The sequence below is a fragment of the Ruegeria sp. HKCCD6604 genome, from assembly GCF_013110635.1.
Taxonomy (GTDB): Bacteria; Pseudomonadota; Alphaproteobacteria; order Rhodobacterales; family Rhodobacteraceae; genus Ruegeria.
The window spans coordinates 1,154,730-1,173,539 of record NZ_WVQW01000001.1 but is presented as its reverse complement, the minus strand read 5'-3'; the positions used below and the strand labels follow the sequence as shown (position 1 = coordinate 1,173,539).

Annotated in this window: 17 protein-coding genes and 1 pseudogene; 12 read left to right on the top strand and 6 right to left on the bottom strand. The window is 58.6% G+C overall.

Annotated elements, in window-relative coordinates:
- Positions 1-2 precede the first annotated feature (2 nt).
- Positions 3-1,775, bottom strand: coding sequence for an SLC13 family permease (locus GS614_RS05825; protein WP_171725704.1), 1,773 nt, complete (start codon positions 1,773-1,775; stop codon positions 3-5).
- A 110-nt stretch (positions 1,776-1,885) separates the two neighbouring features.
- Between GS614_RS05825 and GS614_RS05820 the strand changes: the two genes are divergently transcribed.
- Entirely contained in the window at positions 1,886-2,626 is a 741-nt protein-coding gene (locus GS614_RS05820; protein ID WP_152458737.1) for a YebC/PmpR family DNA-binding transcriptional regulator, read from the top strand.
- Between the two features lie 147 nt (positions 2,627-2,773).
- Positions 2,774-4,051 (top strand): permease, encoded by a 1,278-nt coding sequence (locus GS614_RS05815; protein WP_171725703.1) that lies wholly within the window; start codon positions 2,774-2,776, stop codon positions 4,049-4,051.
- An 11-nt stretch (positions 4,052-4,062) separates the two neighbouring features.
- Here GS614_RS05815 and GS614_RS05810 read toward each other — a convergent pair whose 3' ends face one another.
- Together GS614_RS05810 and GS614_RS05805 are read right to left on the bottom strand one after the other, a co-directional pair.
- Complete coding sequence (locus tag GS614_RS05810; protein ID WP_171725702.1) at positions 4,063-4,752, bottom strand: nitroreductase family protein; 690 nt, start codon at positions 4,750-4,752, stop codon at positions 4,063-4,065.
- A gap of 26 nt (positions 4,753-4,778) precedes the next feature.
- Positions 4,779-5,672 carry a LysR family transcriptional regulator ArgP gene (locus tag GS614_RS05805; RefSeq protein ID WP_171725701.1) on the bottom strand — a complete coding sequence of 298 codons (894 nt, stop codon included), beginning with the start codon at positions 5,670-5,672 and terminating at the stop codon, positions 4,779-4,781.
- Between the two features lie 87 nt (positions 5,673-5,759).
- Here GS614_RS05805 and GS614_RS05800 point away from each other — a divergent pair, with 87 nt between their 5' ends.
- The 7 genes from GS614_RS05800 (at position 5,760) to GS614_RS05770 (ending at position 12,245) form a co-directional block, all read left to right on the top strand.
- Positions 5,760-6,359 carry a LysE/ArgO family amino acid transporter gene (locus tag GS614_RS05800; protein ID WP_171167127.1) on the top strand — a complete coding sequence of 200 codons (600 nt, stop codon included), beginning with the start codon at positions 5,760-5,762 and terminating at the stop codon, positions 6,357-6,359.
- A 40-nt stretch (positions 6,360-6,399) separates the two neighbouring features.
- Positions 6,400-7,308 carry a DMT family transporter gene (locus GS614_RS05795; RefSeq protein ID WP_171116467.1) on the top strand — a complete coding sequence of 303 codons (909 nt, stop codon included), beginning with the start codon at positions 6,400-6,402 and terminating at the stop codon, positions 7,306-7,308.
- Between the two features lie 87 nt (positions 7,309-7,395).
- Positions 7,396-7,968 carry a transcriptional regulator BetI gene (gene betI, locus GS614_RS05790; RefSeq protein WP_171231213.1) on the top strand — a complete coding sequence of 191 codons (573 nt, stop codon included), beginning with the start codon at positions 7,396-7,398 and terminating at the stop codon, positions 7,966-7,968.
- Positions 7,965-9,473, top strand: a complete 1,509-nt coding sequence (gene betC, locus GS614_RS05785) for a choline-sulfatase (protein WP_171725700.1) — start codon at positions 7,965-7,967, stop codon at positions 9,471-9,473. The genes betI and betC overlap by 4 nt, the downstream gene beginning before the upstream one ends.
- A 70-nt stretch (positions 9,474-9,543) precedes the next feature.
- Complete coding sequence (betA, locus tag GS614_RS05780; protein ID WP_171114807.1) at positions 9,544-11,202, top strand: choline dehydrogenase; 1,659 nt, start codon at positions 9,544-9,546, stop codon at positions 11,200-11,202.
- 55 nt (positions 11,203-11,257) lie between these two features.
- Positions 11,258-11,905: a thermonuclease family protein gene (locus GS614_RS05775; protein WP_171725699.1), complete on the top strand. Its 648-nt coding sequence runs from the start codon at positions 11,258-11,260 to the stop codon at positions 11,903-11,905.
- Positions 11,906-12,005: 100 nt separating this feature from the next.
- A complete protein-coding gene (locus tag GS614_RS05770; protein ID WP_152458727.1) occupies positions 12,006-12,245 on the top strand; it encodes a YdcH family protein in 240 nt (79 codons plus the stop codon).
- Positions 12,246-12,316: 71 nt separating this feature from the next.
- Here the strand turns inward: GS614_RS05770 and GS614_RS05765 are convergent, their stop codons facing one another.
- On the bottom strand, positions 12,317-13,717 hold the full coding sequence (locus tag GS614_RS05765) for a short-chain fatty acyl-CoA regulator family protein (RefSeq protein WP_171114811.1): 1,401 nt from the start codon (positions 13,715-13,717) through the stop codon (positions 12,317-12,319).
- A 63-nt stretch (positions 13,718-13,780) separates the two neighbouring features.
- Positions 13,781-14,986, bottom strand: coding sequence for a multidrug effflux MFS transporter (locus GS614_RS05760; protein ID WP_171725698.1), 1,206 nt, complete (start codon positions 14,984-14,986; stop codon positions 13,781-13,783).
- Positions 14,987-15,169: 183 nt separating this feature from the next.
- Between GS614_RS05760 and GS614_RS05755 the strand changes: the two genes are divergently transcribed.
- From GS614_RS05755 to GS614_RS05745, 3 genes are all read left to right on the top strand, one after another.
- Positions 15,170-16,702 (top strand): acyl-CoA carboxylase subunit beta, encoded by a 1,533-nt coding sequence (locus tag GS614_RS05755; RefSeq protein WP_171725697.1) that lies wholly within the window; start codon positions 15,170-15,172, stop codon positions 16,700-16,702.
- A 108-nt stretch (positions 16,703-16,810) separates the two neighbouring features.
- Positions 16,811-17,296 (top strand): DUF6497 family protein, encoded by a 486-nt coding sequence (locus GS614_RS05750; protein ID WP_171114817.1) that lies wholly within the window; start codon positions 16,811-16,813, stop codon positions 17,294-17,296.
- A 133-nt stretch (positions 17,297-17,429) separates the two neighbouring features.
- Positions 17,430-17,783 (top strand): hypothetical protein, encoded by a 354-nt coding sequence (locus GS614_RS05745; RefSeq protein ID WP_171639072.1) that lies wholly within the window; start codon positions 17,430-17,432, stop codon positions 17,781-17,783.
- 86 nt (positions 17,784-17,869) lie between these two features.
- Here GS614_RS05745 and GS614_RS05740 read toward each other — a convergent pair.
- Positions 17,870-18,796, bottom strand: a pseudogene (locus GS614_RS05740) (DcaP family trimeric outer membrane transporter); the annotation flags it as partial.
- Positions 18,797-18,810: the final 14 nt, after the last annotated feature.

Genomic DNA, 18,810 nt, shown 5'->3' with positions numbered 1-18,810 from the left:
CGTCACAGCGGCCAGAACAAAAGAATGGCGGGAACAGAAACGGCTATGATCAGCACTTCCAGCGGCAATCCCATGCGCCAGTAATCTCCGAATCGATAGCCTCCGGGCCCCAGAACCAGCGTGTTGTTCTTGTGCCCGATAGGGGTCAGGAACGCAGCCGAGGCCGCAACGGCCACGGTCATCAGGAACGGGTCGGGTGACACCTCTAGCGTGCGCGCCATTTGTATCCCGACCGGCGCGGCGACAATGGCGGTGGCGGTGTTGTTCAACACGTCCGACAAAGTCATCGTGACAACCATCAATACGGTCAGAATGGCCCAAGCGGGCAGGCCATCGGTCAGCTGGATCAGGGCGTTTGCGATCAGTTCGGTGCCGCCCGAGGTCTCCAAGGCACTGCCCAGCGGGATCATCGAGCCCAGCAGTACGACCACCGGCCATTCGATGTGACTGTAAATGTCGGTGATCGGCATGATCTTGGTCAGCACATAGGCAATCACGACCAGCCCCAAAGCAATGGGCAGATAGATCAACCCAACACTTGCGGCCAAAACAGCTGCGGCAAACAGACCGATGGCCAGCCATGCCTTGTCGTTTGCAGTAACGTTCAGCCCGCGTCCGGCAAGGGGCAGGCAACCCAGCCATTCCGTAACATCCGCAGCGCGGTCGCGAGGGCAGAGCAGCAGCAGGATATCGCCCGGTTCCACCTCGGTCTTGCGGACCTGTTCGGTGATCCTGCGCCCCTGGCGTGAGATGCCCATCAAAACGGTGCTTTGCCGCCAGGCCAGCCCAAGCCCTTGTGCCGTGCGACCTGTGATGCGCGCGCTTTCCGGCACGACGACTTCGATCACTTCCAGCCCGTCACCCTCGGCCGTCAGCAATTCCTGCCGGCGCGTGTCCGAAAAGTCGAGATTGAGCGCTGCGCGAAACTCGTCCAGCGCCTCGGGTCGGGCTTCCAGAACCAGCGCGTCACCTTCCTGCAAGACGGCGTGCGCCGACCGGCCATAGCGCCGTTTGCCATCCCGGATCAAACCGATGATGGCCACGTCCGATTTCTCGGCCACCTCATAAAGCTCGCTGACCCGTTTGCCGATATGGGCGGATTCCGGGGGGACGGTCAGCTCGGCGATGTATTCGGCCAAGGTTTCCGATGTCTCGGCCTGCGGTCCGCGATTGGGGATCAGGCGCCAGCCCACCACTGCGACAAAGGCAAGACCGGTGATTGCGGCCAGCCCACCGACCGGGGCAAAATCGAACATGTGAAACGGCTCGCCCAGTGTTTCGGCCCGGATCGACGCTATGATGATGTTCGGTGGGGTCCCGATCAGCGTCGCCATCCCCCCCAGAATGGTGGCAAAGCTCAGCGGCATCAGCGACAGGCCCACCGATCGTCCGGCCTTGCGTGCGGTCTGGATGTCCACGGGCATCAGCAGCGCCAGCGCCGCCACGTTGTTCATAAAGGCCGACAGAACCGCGCCGATCCCACCCATCAGGGCGATATGCGCACCTAAGCCCCGCGAGGCATCAACCAGCGTGCGGGTGATCAGGAACACTGCGCCTGATCGGACTAAACCGGCAGAAACCACCAAAACCAGCGCCACGATGATGGTCGCGGGATGGCCGAACCCGGCAAAGGCACCATCCACGGGCACGACGCCCAGCACAACGCCAATCATCAGCGCGGCAAAGGCCACGAGGTCGTATCGAAACCGGCCCCACAGCAGCATTCCGAAGACGGTGATGAAAAGCGCAAAAAGAATGATCTGGTCTGTCGTCATGTCGTCACCATACTAGCCAGTGAAGCCGTCGCAAGCCGCTCTCTTGATCCTGCCCCCTGCAAACGTCTATATGAGCGCCGAACACGCAATCACGATGACGAGGACGCATTATGGCAGGCCACTCAAAATGGGCCAACATCCAGCACCGCAAGGGGCGTCAGGACGCCGCGCGGTCCAAACTGTTTTCCAAACTGTCGAAAGAGATCACCGTTGCCGCCAAGATGGGTGACCCCGATCCCGACAAGAACCCGCGCTTGCGTCTGGCCGTGAAAGAGGCCAAGTCGAACTCGGTTCCCAAGGATGTGATTGACCGCGCGATCAAAAAGTCTACTGCCGGTGAAGGCGACGATTACGAAGAAATCCGCTATGAGGGCTATGGCCCCAACGGCGTGGCCGTGATTGTTGAAACCATGACGGACAACCGCAACCGCACCGCGTCGACCGTGCGTTCGACCTTTTCCAAGAACGGCGGAAATCTGGGCGAGACGGGCTCGGTCGGGTTTATGTTTGAACGCAAGGGCGAAGTGATTTACCCGGCAACGGCGGGTGACGCAGACACCATTTTCGAAGCCGCCATCGAGGCCGGCGCGGAAGATGTCGAAAGCTCAGAGGATGGCCACATCATCTGGTGTGCGGATACGGATCTGAACGACGTTTCGAACGCGTTGGAAGCTGCGCTGGGTGAATCGGAATCCACCAAATTGGTCTGGAAGCCGACCACCACGACCGAGCTGGGTCTGGAAGACATGCAAAAGCTGATGAAGCTGGTGGATGCGCTGGAAGACGATGACGACGTACAGCGTGTCACGACCAATTTCGAAGCCTCGGATGAGGTGATGGCACAGCTCTGAGCCGTTGCGGATCTTGACGGCGAAACCCGGCTCAACCGCCGGGTTTTTCCAGCCTATGCGTTTCGAAGAGTTGTTGGCTGAACCCTTCGAAACGCATAGGCTGGAAAAACCCGGAATTTTCGAGACAACGCCACCGAAAGATCCACGATGGATGCGACTGCTGAAAAGGCCAAGCGAAACGTGCCGGTTCTTGCTGGGCAGAGTATCGTGTCTCAGGTTGCGTGGACTCTGGGCAGCCCATCGGTGGTTTTGCCGTTTCTGGCCGTGTCATTCGAATTGCCGATGTTCGTGGCGGGCGCGCTGGTTTCGGTGCGAATGATTGGCAGCATGATTTCCGATTTCTTTCTGGCGCAATCCGTCGCGGCGAAATCGCAAAAGAAACGCGCAATCGCTCTGACCGAAGCGATCATCGGATCCTGTCTGGTCCTGGCAATGGTGGCCGCCGCGACCGGGGTCGTTCCGTTGATCGCAGTGGTTTTCGTGGCGGTCTTTTTCGTGATCGGTCTTGTGGACGAGGTGCAGAACCTGATGTTCACCGATCTGCTGGGCGATCATGTCCACTCGCGTTCGCGCATGGTCCTGCATTACCTGCAACTTGGGGGCGGAGGCTTGTGTGCCATCGGTCTTGCCATGTTGGTGCACCAGATCACCAAGGAAAACCCACCTTTTTCGCGCCACTCAACCATGATCGGTGTATCGGTTGCGTTTTTCATGCTGTCAGGGCTTTTGATGCTTGCCATGACAGAGAATGCCCGCTCGGCGGAGCCGGCAAACAAGACCGGACCCAGAGCAAAGCTGTCGTTCAAGGCCAATGCCCGGGGTATTCTGGGCATGTTCGAATACTCGTGGTTTCGTCGTTACATGGTCATGCGAATGTTGTTGGTGGCTGTTTCGCTCTCTGTCCCATTCTTTGCGCTGATCGCAGCCGAGGCGCATCACAGCTCGGCCAAGGGACTGACCGCGATGATTGTTTCATCTGCTTCGGGCTATCTTGTGTCCGGGCCTTTGTGGCAGGTTGTGAACATGAAGTCTCATCGTGCCGTCATGGTGGTCGGGACACTGATGGTGGCCGCAACCGGCGGTGTTCTTCTGGCATTTCACTACTTGGGTATCGATCACGATGTGCATCTGCACGCGATCGCGCTGTTTGTGGTCACCGTTGCGGTGACCGGGATCAGCAGCGCGCGCAAGCTTTATTTCCTGGACGTCGCGCCCAAGGAACAGCGCGTTCAGGGATCAGCCGCGATCAAGTCTTTTACCCGTTTGCTGGCGGTGCTGCTTTCGGCGGCCCTGGCCGCAGTCGCCCATATGCACGAGGTTGCATTGGCCGTCGGGTTCATAGTCGCGGCCAGCTTGGTGGCCTGCGTGACATGCTACCTGACAATGTCGCCGGACCGAAAGGACGCCTCTGGCACACAGGGCTGATGCGTCTCCGCTCAGAAAAAGGAAGAAATCTCGTCCAGGGGCTTTTTCAGCTTTGCAACGGAGGGCACGGTCGCGGTTTCCGAGGGGTGTCCAACTGCGATGATCATTGTTGGTTTCTCTGAAGCGGGCCGACCCAGCGCATCGGTCAGAAACCGCATCGGATTCGGGGTATGTGTCAACGTGCTGAGACCGGCGTGATGCAACGCCGCCAGCAGAAAGCCGGTGGCAATGTTCACGCTTTCCGGCACGTAGTAATTCTTGTACCGCGTCCCGTCTTCGAATTGCCCCCAGCGTTGGGCAAAGACCACGATCAACCACGGGGCGACGGTCAGGTGTTCCTTGACCGCGTTTGTCCCGATGGGTTCCAGAGCCTTGATCCATTCATCGCCAGCCCCTCCCGCGTAAAAGCGACGCTCTTCTTCTTCGGCTTCCTCGCGGATGCGTAGTTTCAGCTTGGGGTCCGAGACGGCAGCAAAATGCCAGGGTTGGTGGTTTGCACCTGACGGTGCCGTTCCCGCGGTGCGCAGGCAGGTTTCGATCACATCACGAGCCACCGGGCGCGTAGAGAAATCCCGAACGGTATGACGCCGCCGCATCTTTTCAAAGAAAGCCACAGCTGCGTCCTGCATGTTCGCATCACTGATCTCGCATCGGTCGGGCAGGGGAATGGGGTCATAACTGAGGGCGTCGCGCGAGAACATTGGTTCCTCCAATCGAATGAGTCTGACTATTTGCCTTGTGACGGTAGCAAAACCCGTTGCGCAGCATGCTGGACCGCTTGTGTAAGGGGTTTGAGCGCCGGGGCAAGAACCCGCCCGACCTGCCAGCTGAGCGCGATGTCCAGTGGCGCATCGGGCACGATCGGGCTCAGCAGCCCACGTGCTATGGCGTCTTGCACAAGGGCTGCGGGGTTCATGCCCCAGCCAATTCCGGCGACTGCGGCATCAACGAACCCTTGCGAAGATGGCAGGAAGTGGAAAGGCGGTGACAGATGTTTGCCGGTGTGATTTGCGATCCACGCTTTTTGCAGACCGTCCTTCCTGTTGAAGACAAGGCAAGGCGCTTTGCTGAGGGTTTCCTCGGTCACGCCGTTCTTGAACCAGGTGTTGACAAATTTCGGGCTGGCGGTGGGCAGATATCTCAACACGCCCAACTCAATCGCGTCGCAACCGCTCACTGTTTGTCCGCCGACGGTGACGGCGGCGCTGACCTCGCCGCGCCTCAGCCAGTCTGCAGAATGATCCTGATCGTCGATCACAAGATCGAACAGCATGTCGGGCACCTGCGCCATCGCGTCAATGAACCAGGTGGCCAGAATGTCGGCGGGTACCGCAACGCGAACCCGTGCGGACCCGGGTTCTTGTACCAGAGCCAATTCCCGAGCCAACTGCGCCTCCAGCAGACCGACATCTTCGGCGTAACGTGCGATGCGCTGCCCTGCTGGCGTTCCGGTGCAAGGGGTTCCCCGATGGATGAGCGAGGCGCCCACGCGATCCTCCAGCGCTTTTATCCGCTGGGATATCGCCGAAGGGGTTACAGCCAGTTCCGCCGCCGCCGCATCAAAGCTGCCATGGCGCAGAATGGCTGACAAAGCGGCCAATTGGTGAGGGTCCAGCAGCATTAGCAAAACTTAACTGAGGGCAACATCTTTAATTTGATAGATCGTATCGCGGCCATTAGTCAACGCAATGGCAACGCAGGAGGTACCATGCCTACATCCGTGATCGCCGGTTTCGCACTGGGTTTCAGCCTGATCCTCGCCATCGGGGCGCAGAACGCCTTTATTCTGAGGCAGGGCTTGCGCCGCGAGCATGTGTTTTTTCTGTGCCTGACCTGCGCGGTGTCTGATGCCATCCTGATCGGAGCAGGCGTGGCAGGTTTTGGCACTCTGGCACAGGCCGCACCTTGGTTCGAAACCGTGATGCGATACGGTGGGGCGGCATTCCTGACCTGGTATGGCCTGCGCAGTCTCCGGTCGTCCTGGCTGGGTGGTTCGGTGATGGAAATCTGCAATGGCAAGCGAACCAGCCTCAAGGCCGCGCTGCTGACGGTTTTTGCGTTCACCTGGCTGAACCCGCATGTATATCTGGATACGGTCGTGCTGATCGGTTCGATCTCGGCCCAATATGACGACCGGCTTGGTTTCGCCCTCGGCGCGATGACATCCAGCTTTGTATTCTTCTTTTCGCTTGGCTATGGGGCAAGCATCCTGTCGCCTGTTTTTGCGCGCCCCAGGGCGTGGCAGGTGCTGGACGCAGGGATTGGCGTGGTTATGTTGGGTATCGCGCTGAAACTTGTTACCATGTGAAGGGTTGTTCCCGGCCGGGTTTCGGTGTTCAACCTTGAACATGACTTCATCCACCGTATCGTCCCGCCCGCTTGCCGGCATGTTCTGGATGTTCGCCGCCGGCTTGTCCTTTGTTGTGATGACCGCGCTGGTGAAGTCGCTGGGCACATCGATGAATTCCATCCAGGCCGCCTTTCTGCGATATGTGCTGGGGTTGGTGTTTCTGTTGCCGGCCATGCGGTCGATCATGGCGACGCATCTGACCCCCCGCCTGCTGACGCTTTTCGGTCTGCGAGGCATCGTGCATGCGGTTGCGGTCATGCTCTGGTTCTTTGCGATGACACAGATCCCACTGGCCGAAGTTACAGCCATGAATTACATGACACCGGTTTACGTCACACTGGGGGCGGCCCTGTTTTTGGGCGAAAAGCTGGCCTTTCGCCGGATTGCTGCGATTCTGGTCGCTCTGATTGGCGTCCTGATCATCCTGCGGCCCGGGTTTCGCGAAGTGTCATCAGGCCATCTGGCCATGCTGGGAACGGCCCTGACCCTCGGGGGGTCGTATTTATTGGCCAAAATTCTGGTGCGTGACGTACCGCCCGCCGTCGTTGTGGCACATCTGTCGATCTGGGTGACCATTGCCTTGATACCCTTTGCGATCGCCGTTTGGACGCAGCCAAGCCTGCGGGATATCGGGGTTCTTTTTCTGGTGGCCAGTTTTGCGACCGCCGGGCACTATTTCATGACCCTGGCGCTTCAGGCGGCGCCGGTGGCCGTCACGCAGCCGGTGACGTTTCTTCAGTTGATATGGGCCACGATCCTGGGCGCCGCGGTTTTCCATGAAAGCGTTGACGTTTGGGTTGTCGCGGGCGGCACGCTGATCCTTGCCGCCGTGAGCTTTATCTCATGGCGCGAATTCGTGTTGAACCGCCGGGACTTGACGCCTCCGAGTATTGCGCCGAAGCTGTAACGACACCGCTCCCTGATTTTTCATTAATTGACGAGTCAATAAAAACCCCCTAGCGTGGTCCCGTGACGCCTGCTCAAGGGGAGAACGATGCCAAAAGTCGGAATGGAGCCAATCCGCCGGGATGCGATTGTACGCGCAACAATCGCTGAGCTGGGCTTGAAGAAATCCCTTGATGTAACAGTCAGTCAGATTGCCAAACGTGCCGGCATGTCCAGCGCGCTGGCGCACCACTATTTCGGCGGCAAGGATCAGATCTTTCTGGCCGCCATGCGCCGGATCCTGTCGGACTTCGGCGAAGAAGCAAGGGGCGAGTTGAAAGCGGCTGCGGCGGACGAAAGGGCGCAGGCGATCGTCAGGGCGTGTTTTGCGCCTTCTTGTTTCACACCCGATGTGATCGCGGCCTGGATGACCTTCTACGTGCTGGCTCAGACCAATGATGACGCCCTGCGCCTGTGGCAGATCTATCAGGCCCGCATCAAATCCAATTTGACCCACGCCCTGCGGCACAAGTTGGCTGACCCGCAAGAGGCGGCCGAGAACATGGTTGCCCTGATTGACGGTCTGTACATCCGCGCCGCACTCAGCGCCCCTGAAGAACCGCAACTGGCCGTGAACCACGCGATGCGTGTGCTCAACACTCTGCTCGAGGCTGAAAAATGACAAAACCGAACATTCTGATCCTGATGGTGGATCAGCTCAACGGGACTCTCTTTCCAGACGGTCCCGCTGATTGGCTTCACGCTCCGAACCTGAAGAAACTGGCGGAACGGTCAACCCGATTTGCCAACGCTTACACGGCGTCGCCCTTGTGCGCGCCCGGGCGGGCTAGCTTCATGTCCGGTCAGTTGCCGTCGCGCACCGGCGTCTATGACAACGCGGCCGAGTTTCGCAGCGATATCCCCACATACGCGCATCACCTGCGCCGCGCGGGCTATTATACCTGCCTGTCGGGCAAGATGCATTTCGTCGGTCCCGATCAGCTGCACGGGTTCGAAGACCGCCTGACCACCGACATATACCCGGCCGATTTCGGCTGGACCCCGGATTACCGCAAGCCGGGTGAACGCATCGACTGGTGGTATCACAACATGGGGTCCGTCACTGGCGCGGGCGTTGCCGAGATTTCCAACCAGATGGAATATGACGACGAGGTCGCCTATAACGCCAAGGCCAAGCTTTATGATCTGGCACGCGGCAAGGATGACCGCCCGTGGTGCGTGACCGTCAGCTTCACGCACCCTCATGACCCGTATGTTGCCCGCCGCAAATACTGGGACCTTTACGAAGATTGCGCACATCTGCTGCCCGAGGTCGCCGATCTGGGTTATGACAATCAGGACCCCCACGCCAAGCGCATCTTCGATGCCAATGACTGGCGCAGTTTCGACATTACCCAAGAAGATATCCGCAAGTCGCGTCGCGCCTATTTCGCCAATATCTCCTATCTGGACGACAAGATCGGCGAAATCCTCGAAGTGCTGGAAACCACCCGGCAAGAGGCGATCATCCTGTTCGTTTCGGATCACGGCGACATGCTGGGCGAACGCGGGTTGTGGTTCAAGATGAATTTCTACGAAGGCTCGGCGCGTGTGCCGCTTATGATCGCCTCGCCTGATCTGCCCGCCGGTCGGATAGATGCTCCGGTATCGACAATAGACGTAACGCCGACCCTGGGGGCGTTGGCCGTCGTAGACATGGCCGAGATCGCCCCCTGGACCGATGGCGAAAACCTCGTGCCGCTGGCACTGGGCGAAGAACGAACCACACCGGTAGCCATGGAATACGCGGCCGAGGCATCCTACGCGCCGCTGGTCTCGCTGCGATATGGCAAGTGGAAATACAACCGCTGTGCGCTGGACCCTGATCAGTTGTTTGATCTTGAGGCCGACCCGCACGAACTGAACAATCTGGCAGACAGCCCCGAACACGCAGGCACGTTGCAAACACTGCGTGCCAAATCCGAGGCCCGTTGGGATCTGGATCGTTTCGATGCCGAAGTCCGTGCCAGCCAGGCTCGGCGTTGGGTTGTGTACGAAGCGCTGCGGCAGGGCGGATACTACCCGTGGGATTATCAGCCGCTGCAAAAAGCGTCGGAACGCTACATGCGCAATCACATGGATCTGAACATCGTCGAGGAAAGCGCCCGGTTCCCGCGCGGCGAATAACCTCTTCATCTTTTCGAAAATACTCCCGCCGTAGGCATCCAACCTTCTCGGCGGGGCAGGAGTTGTGGAAATGGAAGCAGATTTTGTCATCGTCGGCGCAGGGTCCGCAGGCTGCGCAATGGCATATCGTCTGAGCGAGGCCGGGGCCTCGGTTCTGGTGATCGAACACGGCGGCACCGACATGGGGCCGTTCATTCAGATGCCGGCGGCGCTGAGCTATCCGATGAACATGTCGCGCTATGACTGGGGCTATCAGTCCGAGCCCGAGCCGCACCTGAACAACCGTCGCCTGGCCTGTCCGCGCGGCAAGGTGATCGGCGGGTCGTCCTCGATCAATGGCATGGTCTATGTTCGCGGCCACGCGCGCGATTTCGATACCTGGGCCGAGATGGGGGCTGACGGTTGGTCTTACGCGGATGTTTTGCCTTATTACAAACGGATGGAAACCTGGCACGACGGCGGCCATGGGGGAGATCCGGCATGGCGCGGCACTGACGGTCCGTTGCACGTGTCGCGCGGCCCGCGCGAGAACCCGTTGTTTCAGGCCTTTGTGGACGCCGGTCAGCAGGCCGGTTACGAAGTCACGGGTGACTACAACGGTGAAAAGCAGGAAGGCTTTGGCCCGATGGAACAGACCGTCTGGAAAGGGCGGCGCTGGTCTGCGGCGAATGCCTATCTGAAACCCGCGCTCAAGCGCGACAATTGCGATATCGTGCGCGGTCTTGCGTCTCGGGTTGTCATGGAAAACGGCCGCGCCACAGGGGTCGAACTGATCCGTGGCGGCAGGAAAGAGGTCATCAAGGCCCGGCGCGAAGTCGTTCTTGCTGCATCGTCGATCAATTCACCCAAACTGCTGATGTTGTCCGGTATCGGCCCGGCGGCGCATCTGGCCGAGCATGGGATCGACGTCGTGGCGGATCGCCCGGGGGTTGGTGCCAACCTACAGGACCATCTTGAACTTTACATCCAACAGGCGTCGCTGCAACCGATCACGCTCTACAAGCACTGGAACCTGTTCAGCAAGGGCCTGATCGGGGCGCAATGGCTGTTTACCAAAACGGGATTGGGCGCATCGAACCAGTTCGAAAGCGCGGCGTTCATCCGGTCGAAACCGGGCGTGGAATACCCCGACATTCAATACCACTTCCTGCCGATAGCGGTGCGCTATGATGGGCAGGCCGCTGCCGAGGGGCACGGGTTCCAGGCGCATGTCGGCCCGATGCGGTCGCCGTCACGCGGGGCGGTCACATTGCGCTCTGCCCAAGCCGCAGACGCGCCGGTGATCAAGTTCAACTACATGAGCCATGAAAAGGATTGGGAGGATTTCCGCACCTGTATCCGGCTGACCCGCGAAATCTTTGGGCAAGCCGCCTTCAAGCCCTTTGCGGGCAAGGAAATTCAACCCGGTTCCGCTGTCCAAACGGATGAAGATCTGAACGCCTTTATCGCGGAGCATGCGGAAAGCGCCTACCACCCCTGCGGTACGTGCCGGATGGGGCGCGCGGATGACAAGAATGCGGTAGTCGACCCCCAAGGCCGTGTCATCGGCGTGGACGGGTTGCGCGTTGCGGACAGTTCAATCTTTCCGCAGATCACCAACGGCAACCTGAATGCGCCGTCTATCATGGTGGGTGAAAAAGTGTCGGATTCGCTTTTGGGCAAAGGTCCGTTGCCGAAGGCCAATGATCGTCCGTGGATTCACCCAAACTGGGCAACCGCTCAACGTTAACCTTTCCAAACGGCCCCCGGTTGAATGCGCGTGAAATACCGCGCATATCGGGGGCATGTTAAGGATTTGTTTAGCCTTTGTTCTTCTGCTTCCAGGTCTGACCCATGCCGCAGAGCAACTTGCAGGTCGGGTCCACGTAATCGATGCGGACACCTGGAATGTCGGTGGTGTACGGGTGCGGCTGCACGGTATCGATGCGCCCGAACTGGATCAGACCTGTCAGGATTCCGACGGATCAAGCTGGCCATGCGGGGCGTGGGCCACTCATAAGGTTCAGAAGCAGTTTCAGGGACGGATGACCACTTGTGTCCCGTTGGATCGGGATCGCTACGGTCGCATCGTTGCTCGGTGCAGCGTGGAGCGCGAAGACGTCGCCGCCCGGATTGTAGAGCAGGGCTTGGCCTTTGCGTACCGCAAATATTCGGACACGTATGCAGGTGCCGAACAGGTCGCGAGGATTGAAAACAGGGGATTGCACAAGACACAGATACAGGCGCCTTGGGTCCACAGGGCACGCAAGAAACCGAAATCCTCTGAAACATGCCTAATCAAAGGAAATGTTTCGTCAAAGGGCGAAAAGATCTTTCAAGAACCGGGGCAGAGGTACTATGCCAAAACCCGGATCAGTGCAGCCAAGGGCGAGCGATGGTTCTGCTCTGCTGCCGAAGCACGTGCAGCGGGTTGGCGTGCTGCGCGACGCTGAATTCTGAATTTTTCCTGTATGAAATTGATCCGCGTCAAAGTGGGCGGCGCGTCACGCTTCTACCACTGATATGCAACGACATATGAAGGAGCGAACAGACATGTCCCACACCCCGCATGAACTGGCCGAAGAGTTTCCGGACAAGGTTGAGCTGATGAGCCAGCTCAAGCAAACGGACGCGCATTTTGCCCGTCTGGCTGATGAGTATCACGAGGTCAATCGCGTTGTGCATCGGGCCGAAACCAACGTCGAACCCATGGAAGACCTGGCCGAAGTTGATTTGCGCAAGAAACGGGCAGCGCTGAAAGACGAAATCTGGGCGATTTTGTCCAAGGCCTGAACACCAGTGCCGGGGCACTCGCTGTCCCGGCCCGGGTCGGGCTCCCCCGGTTAATTTCTGGCCATACGAAATCAGGTGACTTCGTAGGGCAGGGTGCCGCGCGTATGGGTGTCGATGCTGAGACGGCGTTCCAGCGGCGGGACTGAACGCTGATGGCAGTTTTGCCGCTCGCAGATGCGGCAGGAAATGCCGATGGGCTCGTAAGCGCTGGCGTTGTTTATGTCGAGGTTATCGGCATAGACAAGCGCCGGGGCGTGGCGCACCTCGCACCCCAGCGCAATTGCGTACCGCCTGACCGGTGCGCCGAATGAACCACCTGATTTCGACACATCCCGAGCCAGCGAGATGTAACGCACACCATCCGGCGTTTCTGCCAGTTGCCGAAGGAAGTGTCCCGGCGTTTCAAAGGCCCGATGTACGTTCCAAAGGGGGCAGGCGCCACCGAACCGTGCAAATTGCAGACGCGTGGCCGAGTGCCGTTTCGTGATCGTTCCGGCCTGATCCACGCGGACAAAAAAGAACGGGATACCTTTTGCACCCGGGCGTTGCAGCGTTGACAGTCTATGCGCAACCTGCTCGATCGATGCGCCGAACCGGTTGCTGAGCAGCTCCAGATCGTGGCGATCTTCCTGAGCGGCGGTCAGGAATGCGGAATAGGGCATCAAGGAAGCGCCGGCGAAATAATTGGCAAGGCCGATCTTGGCGATGGACCGCGCCTCTTCGCTTTGGAACTTGGCAAAATCCAGTGTCGCTTCCAGCAGTTTGTCCTGACTGATCAATGCGACCTGCAACAGCAGTTGAAACACTTGCGTTTGCGGGGTCGAGCGGGAGGAAAGGCGCAGGATTTTGCTTTCGGCGTCATAGGTGCGCAAAGGGGCGATGTCAGAGAACATCACTTGAATGCCACGCTCAGTCAGGCTGTTCAAAGCCGCCTGCCGGATACTGCCCGGGTTTTCAGCGCGATTGGCGAACAGCTCTGCCGCCCGGTCCACGGCGTCGATGTAGTTGTCGCAATAATGGAAGAAGTCCCGCACCTCTTCCCAGGGGCTGGCCTGCATTCGGGCGTCTTCTCGCCCCAAGGCTTCGTCCAGTGAGGCGAGGCGTTCATGCGTTTGCCGGTAGGTTTTGTGCAACTCGATAAATGCGCGGGCCAATGCCGGGGCGTTTGATGCCGTCAGGCGTAAATCGGCAAGTGGCGGCAGAATATCCGCAAAAACCGGGTCGGCCAAAGCTTCGCGCATATCCGATACCAGTCGCTCACTGTCGCCGGTGCTGAGCTCGGTGACATCCATGCCGAATTCTTGTGCCAGAGCCAACACAACCGTAGTCGAGATCGGCCGGTTGTTGTTCTCCATCTGGTTCAGATATGGGAGTGAAACACCCAGTTTCGCCGCGAATTCGCGTTGTGTCAGGGCCAGTCGCGTGCGCATTTCACGCAGCTTCGCGCCGGCATAGAGCTTTTGGGTGGCCATGAGGTGCCTTTGCAAGTTTTCTGTTTTGGAAGATTAACTTTGCAAAGTTTTCGGGGCAAGTCGTTACAGCCCCAATTGACGCTCTCGCCGAATGACGGATCCAATTGCGAAAATCGCCAGAACTGCAGAGGTTAGCATCAGCCAGAGCAAGGGCATGGCGCCGGTTTCCCGGGTCAGCAGGGTGCCTGCCAACGCGCTCAGGCCCGCGCCGCCGCCCAGCATGATTGCGCCGCTCAGCCCTGAGGCGGTTGCGGCCAGATGCGGACGAACGGACAATGCGCCGGAGGTGGCATTGGGAATGGCCATGCCGTTTCCGACGCCCACAAAGGTCATCAAGCTGAAAAAGCTGAGTGCGGTGCCCAGACCTGTGAGGAACAAGGATGCCGAAAGCGCAACGCCCAAGGCGTTCAGCAGGCTGCCCCGCAGCACCATCCGGTTGATGCCAATCTGTACGGAAAAGCGACCGCTCAGAAAGTTGCCAACAAAATAGCCCACTGCGGGGGCACCGAAATAAATGCCGACCTGTGCCGCGCTTAGTCCGAACAGCTCGGTTCCAATAAAGGGCGCACCACCGAGATAGGCAAAGAACGTGCCCGAAGACAACGCGCAGGACAGTGAATAGCCCCAGAACCGTGGCGAGGTCAGAAGTTCAGGGTATTCCTTGAACTGCTGAACAAGGGTCTTGCCGCTTTTGGCTGACGTTTCGCCAAAATCCGCGAAGGTCAAGGCAAGCGTCAAGGCGCCCAGGCCGAAAGGCAGCCAGAAATTCGCTTTCCAGCCAAAGCTTTCCTCCAGCAGGCCGCCGATCGCCGGGCCGATCATCGGGACCACGGCCATACCCATTGTCACGTAACCGATCATCGATGCCGCCTGATCCTGATCGTACATATCCCTGACCGCAGCCCGGCTGAGAACCATGCCGACAACCACGACCGCCTGGCACATTCTGAACGCCAGAAAGACTTCAACGTTGGGGGCATAGATGCATCCAAGCGTGGCCAGCAGGAACAAACCGATCCCCCACAGCAGAACTGGCCTGCGACCTGCCTTGTCCGCGAGCGGCCCGATCAGGATTTGCAGAACGGCGTTGACCAGAAGATACAGCGCGATCGATAGCTGCATGACCTTGTAATCGGCGCCAAAATACGCGGCCATGTTCGGCAGGCTCGGCAGAAACAGGTTCATGCTCAGCGCAGACAAGCCCGCAAGCAATACAAGTGTCGCCAATGTGGGTGGTGTGCGGCGAACCGCGCGAGAGCTGAACTGCATAGTTCACATGTATAATCATGGAATTTTGGATTGCCAGCCATCCAGTGGTCCCAATGTGAGACTTTGCAAGTTTACAGTTATCCAGATTGTTGTTGCTGAATATTTGCAAATTTGCCGAAAAGAGCTTTGGATGAGAGGCGCAAAAGGGTAGGGTCCCGGCAAATTTTACAGGGGATAATCGTCATGAAAGACATCCTTTCCGAGTTGGAAAACCGCCGCAACGACGCACGACTGGGCGGCGGGCAGAGGCGGATTGATGCCCAGCATGCGCGCGGAAAGCTGACGGCGCGAGAGCGGATCGAGTTGCTGCTGGATGAGGGCAGCTTTGAAGAATTCGACATGTTCGTCAGTCATCGATGCACCGAATTCGGAATGGAAAAACAAAAACCTGCGGGTGATGGCGTTGTCACCGGCTGGGGCACCATCAACGGCCGCATGATCTATGTGTTCAGCCAGGACTTTACGGTTTTTGGTGGGTCGCTGTCCGAGACGCATGCCCAGAAAATCTGCAAGATCATGGATATGGCGGTGCAAAACGGAGCACCGATTGTCGGTATCAACGACTCGGGCGGTGCGCGAATCCAGGAAGGCGTGGCTTCGCTGGCCGGGTATGCCGAAGTGTTTCAGCGCAACATCACGGCCTCGGGCGTGGTTCCGCAGATCAGCGTAATCATGGGCCCATGCGCCGGCGGAGCGGTTTACAGCCCCGCGATGACGGACTTCATTTTTATGGTCAAGGACACGTCTTACATGTTCGTGACGGGCCCCGACGTGGTCAAAACGGTCACCAACGAGGTTGTAACGGCCGAAGAACTGGGTGGCGCCTCGACCCACACCAAGAAATCCTCGGTCGCCGATGCGGCGTTCGAAAACGATGTGGAAGCATTGGCAGAAGTGCGCCGTCTGGTGGACTTCCTGCCGCTCAACAACCGCGAGAAACCTCCGGTGCGTCCGTTCTTTGATGACCCTCACCGGATCGAGGATTCGCTGGACACTCTGGTTCCGGACAATCCGAACACGCCCTACGACATGAAGGAACTCATCACCAAAATAGCCGATGAAGGCGATTTCTACGAAATTCAGGAAGATTTCGCCAAGAACATCATCACCGGCTTTATTCGGCTGGAAGGTCAGACCGTTGGTGTCGTGGCGAACCAACCGATGGTTTTGGCGGGATGTTTGGATATCGACAGTTCACGCAAGGCGGCGCGGTTCGTGCGGTTCTGCGACTGTTTCGAAATTCCGATCCTGACGCTTGTCGATGTTCCGGGCTTTCTGCCGGGCACACAGCAGGAATATAGCGGCGTGATCAAGCACGGCGCAAAGCTGCTTTATGCATATGGCGAGGCGACCGTGCCTAAGGTCACGGTGATCACGCGCAAGGCGTATGGCGGTGCCTATGTGGTTATGGCGTCCAAACATCTGCGCGGCGATTTCAACTATGCCTGGCCGACAGCCGAAATCGCGGTGATGGGTGCCAAGGGTGCAACCGAGATTATTCATCGGGCAGATCTGCATGATGCGGAAAAGACCGCACAGCATGTCGCCGATTACGAAGATCGGTTTGCGAACCCCTTTGTCGCCGCCGAACGCGGTTTCGTCGACGAGGTGATCATGCCGCATTCGACCCGCCGGCGCGTGTCCAGAGCCTTTGCCAGTTTGCGCGGCAAACAGCTGAAGAACCCTTGGAAAAAGCACGACAATATTCCGCTTTGACCCATTCGGGGCGGCGTTGTCCGCCCCGGTTGTTGGCACTGGCAGTCCGATTTTTAGCGAAAATGCTCAAAATTGCGGCGGAATTGACAAAAAGCGACAAATAGTTGAATGATCCGACCCGTCAGACATAGAACCGCGCAGGCCAAAAGCACTGCGCGCGCGATCCCGGAAGGAGGAGCCTGCCTTCGGTGGGTCCGGGATCGTGCCATATGTCTGGTGTTGTGTGCGCTCGGCGTTCCTGTTTTTGCCCAGACAGACAGTTCATTGCCGGTGCCGTCCGGTCAGCCGGTGCATCTGAGCGATGTCCTGCTGGACAACAACCCCGGTGAGCTTTGGGTGCGCTTTCGATTTGTCGCCCCGAAGATCGGCGCGTCAGTGGGACGGATCGGCTATGACGTGGCGTCCAAGGATATGGAGCATCTGTGCCAGGTTCTAGCCGTTCCTTATGTGGCTCTGCACGAATTGCAGCCATCCAGAGTTGTCATTTCCCTGTCTGATCGCCCGGTGGAATTTGGCGACACCGCTCCGGACGCGACCCAGTATTTTGAAGCCTACCGGCTTGAGCAGTCCCGGTGTATCTGGGAAGGGCTTTGACCATGAACTTACGCTGTCATGACGTCAAAGCTTCTCAGACCAACGGTGCGGCTTTGGAGGTGCGCAACATGATCCCATCCAAGTTCGGGTTCGAACTATTTTTGTCTGCAAAACAAAGCTGTGGAGTGTCGCCATGCTGAAACATCGCGGGTTTCCGGGGCGTCTTTCAGGCACCGATTTTCAGTTCACTATTCGCCGCGCCAATCCCAAAGGCGTCACACCGCTTACACGGCGGGAACGGTTCCGGGATCGCAAACCAGCGGACAAACGCGCCGATGTCGCCTTCATGGAGGCCCTTTGGGCGCATTTCGGCGATCAGCCGTTCGAGCGGGGCAATCTGGATGCCGGACGTCTCAGCTGGCTTTTCGGGCGCGAAGTCATCCCGGCGGAAGATCCTTTTGATCCGGCCAGCTATGACGCAATGCTGGTAATCGATGTGGACGCCGCCCGTGCGTCCTTTCCCGACGTAATCGACGGGACAGGCTAATCGTGATCCAAGCCGCCGCATATCAGCCCTTCAAGACCGGTTCCGGGATGACCCTGCCCGAAACCGGGCAGGATCCGTGTGCGGCATCAGAAGTTCAACTGAGCGGCCAGCTGAACGCGGTTTCCGTCAAAGGTTCTGCCGGTCGGCGCGTCGTTCCGTTCGCCATAGATGTACTCGGCGCTAAGTGTCAGATCCTCGGTTGCCTTGTAAAAAGCGTTGACGTGGATCGTTTCCAGTTCGGTAAACGACAGGGTTCCGGTCGAGGTCGGCAGGTCATAGTCTTCTTTGCCGTATGCAATGCCAACATTCCATTTCGGGCTCAGATCCTGCCGGAATTCGATGGTGTATCCATCCACGTCATTGGCCTGGCCGTTCACGATGGGATCACCAAGGCCGATCAGGTACGGGCCGAGTGCCTCGCCGTTCACATAGTTGACCTGGAACAGGCCGCCCTGCCATGGGCGAACCGAGCCGGATATCGTGAACCCGGTCTGATCAACTTCGACATTGCGGGATTCCGCCTTGCCATAAAGGCCGGACAAACGTGCGACATAAGTCCCGTCATTGTATTCGGCGGATGCGGTCAAAACCGGATCGTCCGAATTCGAACCGCCGACATTCTCTTCGATCGAAACGGCGAAGGACGTGTTCGTTCCGAAAGAGTTGGTATAGCGAACCTGCGGAACCCGTGCGAAAGGGATACCAACGGGGCCGTTGAATTCCACCGAGGTCGGGTAGGTGTCCAGCGGCATGAAGTTGGTCCAGGTCTGTCCGATCAGCCAGTTGTCACCGATGGTGATATTGGCGTGGCGTACACGCAATTCGGCTGTTCCGCCGGAACCGAACAGATCCAGTTCCAGTTGTCCGCCGATATCGCCGATACCGCTTGGGGTGGTGGTGCGCAGACCGATCCGCGATTGGCGGACGGTAGCACCAAATGTGCCATCGGTCGCGGCCGACGGTTCCCCGATGACATTCACGAACGCCGTGTCGCCCTGATCGAACTCGAAATCGTAGAAGAAGTCGG

What these genes read in the sequence shown, in the direction of transcription:
- GS614_RS05815 (WP_171725703.1), top strand. Translation starts at nt 2,774, where the DNA reads ATGGATGCGACTGCTGAAAAGGCCAAGCGAAACGTGCCGGTTCTTGCT.
- GS614_RS05820 (WP_152458737.1), top strand. Translation starts at nt 1,886, where the DNA reads ATGGCAGGCCACTCAAAATGGGCCAACATCCAGCACCGCAAGGGGCGT.
- GS614_RS05770 (WP_152458727.1), top strand. Translation starts at nt 12,006, where the DNA reads ATGTCCCACACCCCGCATGAACTGGCCGAAGAGTTTCCGGACAAGGTT.
- GS614_RS05765 (WP_171114811.1), bottom strand. Translation starts at nt 13,717, where the DNA reads ATGGCCACCCAAAAGCTCTATGCCGGCGCGAAGCTGCGTGAAATGCGC.
- betI (WP_171231213.1), top strand. Translation starts at nt 7,396, where the DNA reads ATGCCAAAAGTCGGAATGGAGCCAATCCGCCGGGATGCGATTGTACGC.
- GS614_RS05775 (WP_171725699.1), top strand. Translation starts at nt 11,258, where the DNA reads ATGTTAAGGATTTGTTTAGCCTTTGTTCTTCTGCTTCCAGGTCTGACC.
- GS614_RS05745 (WP_171639072.1), top strand. Translation starts at nt 17,430, where the DNA reads ATGCTGAAACATCGCGGGTTTCCGGGGCGTCTTTCAGGCACCGATTTT.
- GS614_RS05795 (WP_171116467.1), top strand. Translation starts at nt 6,400, where the DNA reads ATGACTTCATCCACCGTATCGTCCCGCCCGCTTGCCGGCATGTTCTGG.
- GS614_RS05825 (WP_171725704.1), bottom strand. Translation starts at nt 1,775, where the DNA reads ATGACGACAGACCAGATCATTCTTTTTGCGCTTTTCATCACCGTCTTC.
- GS614_RS05760 (WP_171725698.1), bottom strand. Translation starts at nt 14,986, where the DNA reads ATGCAGTTCAGCTCTCGCGCGGTTCGCCGCACACCACCCACATTGGCG.
- betA (WP_171114807.1), top strand. Translation starts at nt 9,544, where the DNA reads ATGGAAGCAGATTTTGTCATCGTCGGCGCAGGGTCCGCAGGCTGCGCA.
- GS614_RS05800 (WP_171167127.1), top strand. Translation starts at nt 5,760, where the DNA reads ATGCCTACATCCGTGATCGCCGGTTTCGCACTGGGTTTCAGCCTGATC.
- betC (WP_171725700.1), top strand. Translation starts at nt 7,965, where the DNA reads ATGACAAAACCGAACATTCTGATCCTGATGGTGGATCAGCTCAACGGG.
- GS614_RS05750 (WP_171114817.1), top strand. Translation starts at nt 16,811, where the DNA reads ATGATCCGACCCGTCAGACATAGAACCGCGCAGGCCAAAAGCACTGCG.
- GS614_RS05810 (WP_171725702.1), bottom strand. Translation starts at nt 4,752, where the DNA reads ATGTTCTCGCGCGACGCCCTCAGTTATGACCCCATTCCCCTGCCCGAC.
- GS614_RS05755 (WP_171725697.1), top strand. Translation starts at nt 15,170, where the DNA reads ATGAAAGACATCCTTTCCGAGTTGGAAAACCGCCGCAACGACGCACGA.
- GS614_RS05805 (WP_171725701.1), bottom strand. Translation starts at nt 5,672, where the DNA reads ATGCTGCTGGACCCTCACCAATTGGCCGCTTTGTCAGCCATTCTGCGC.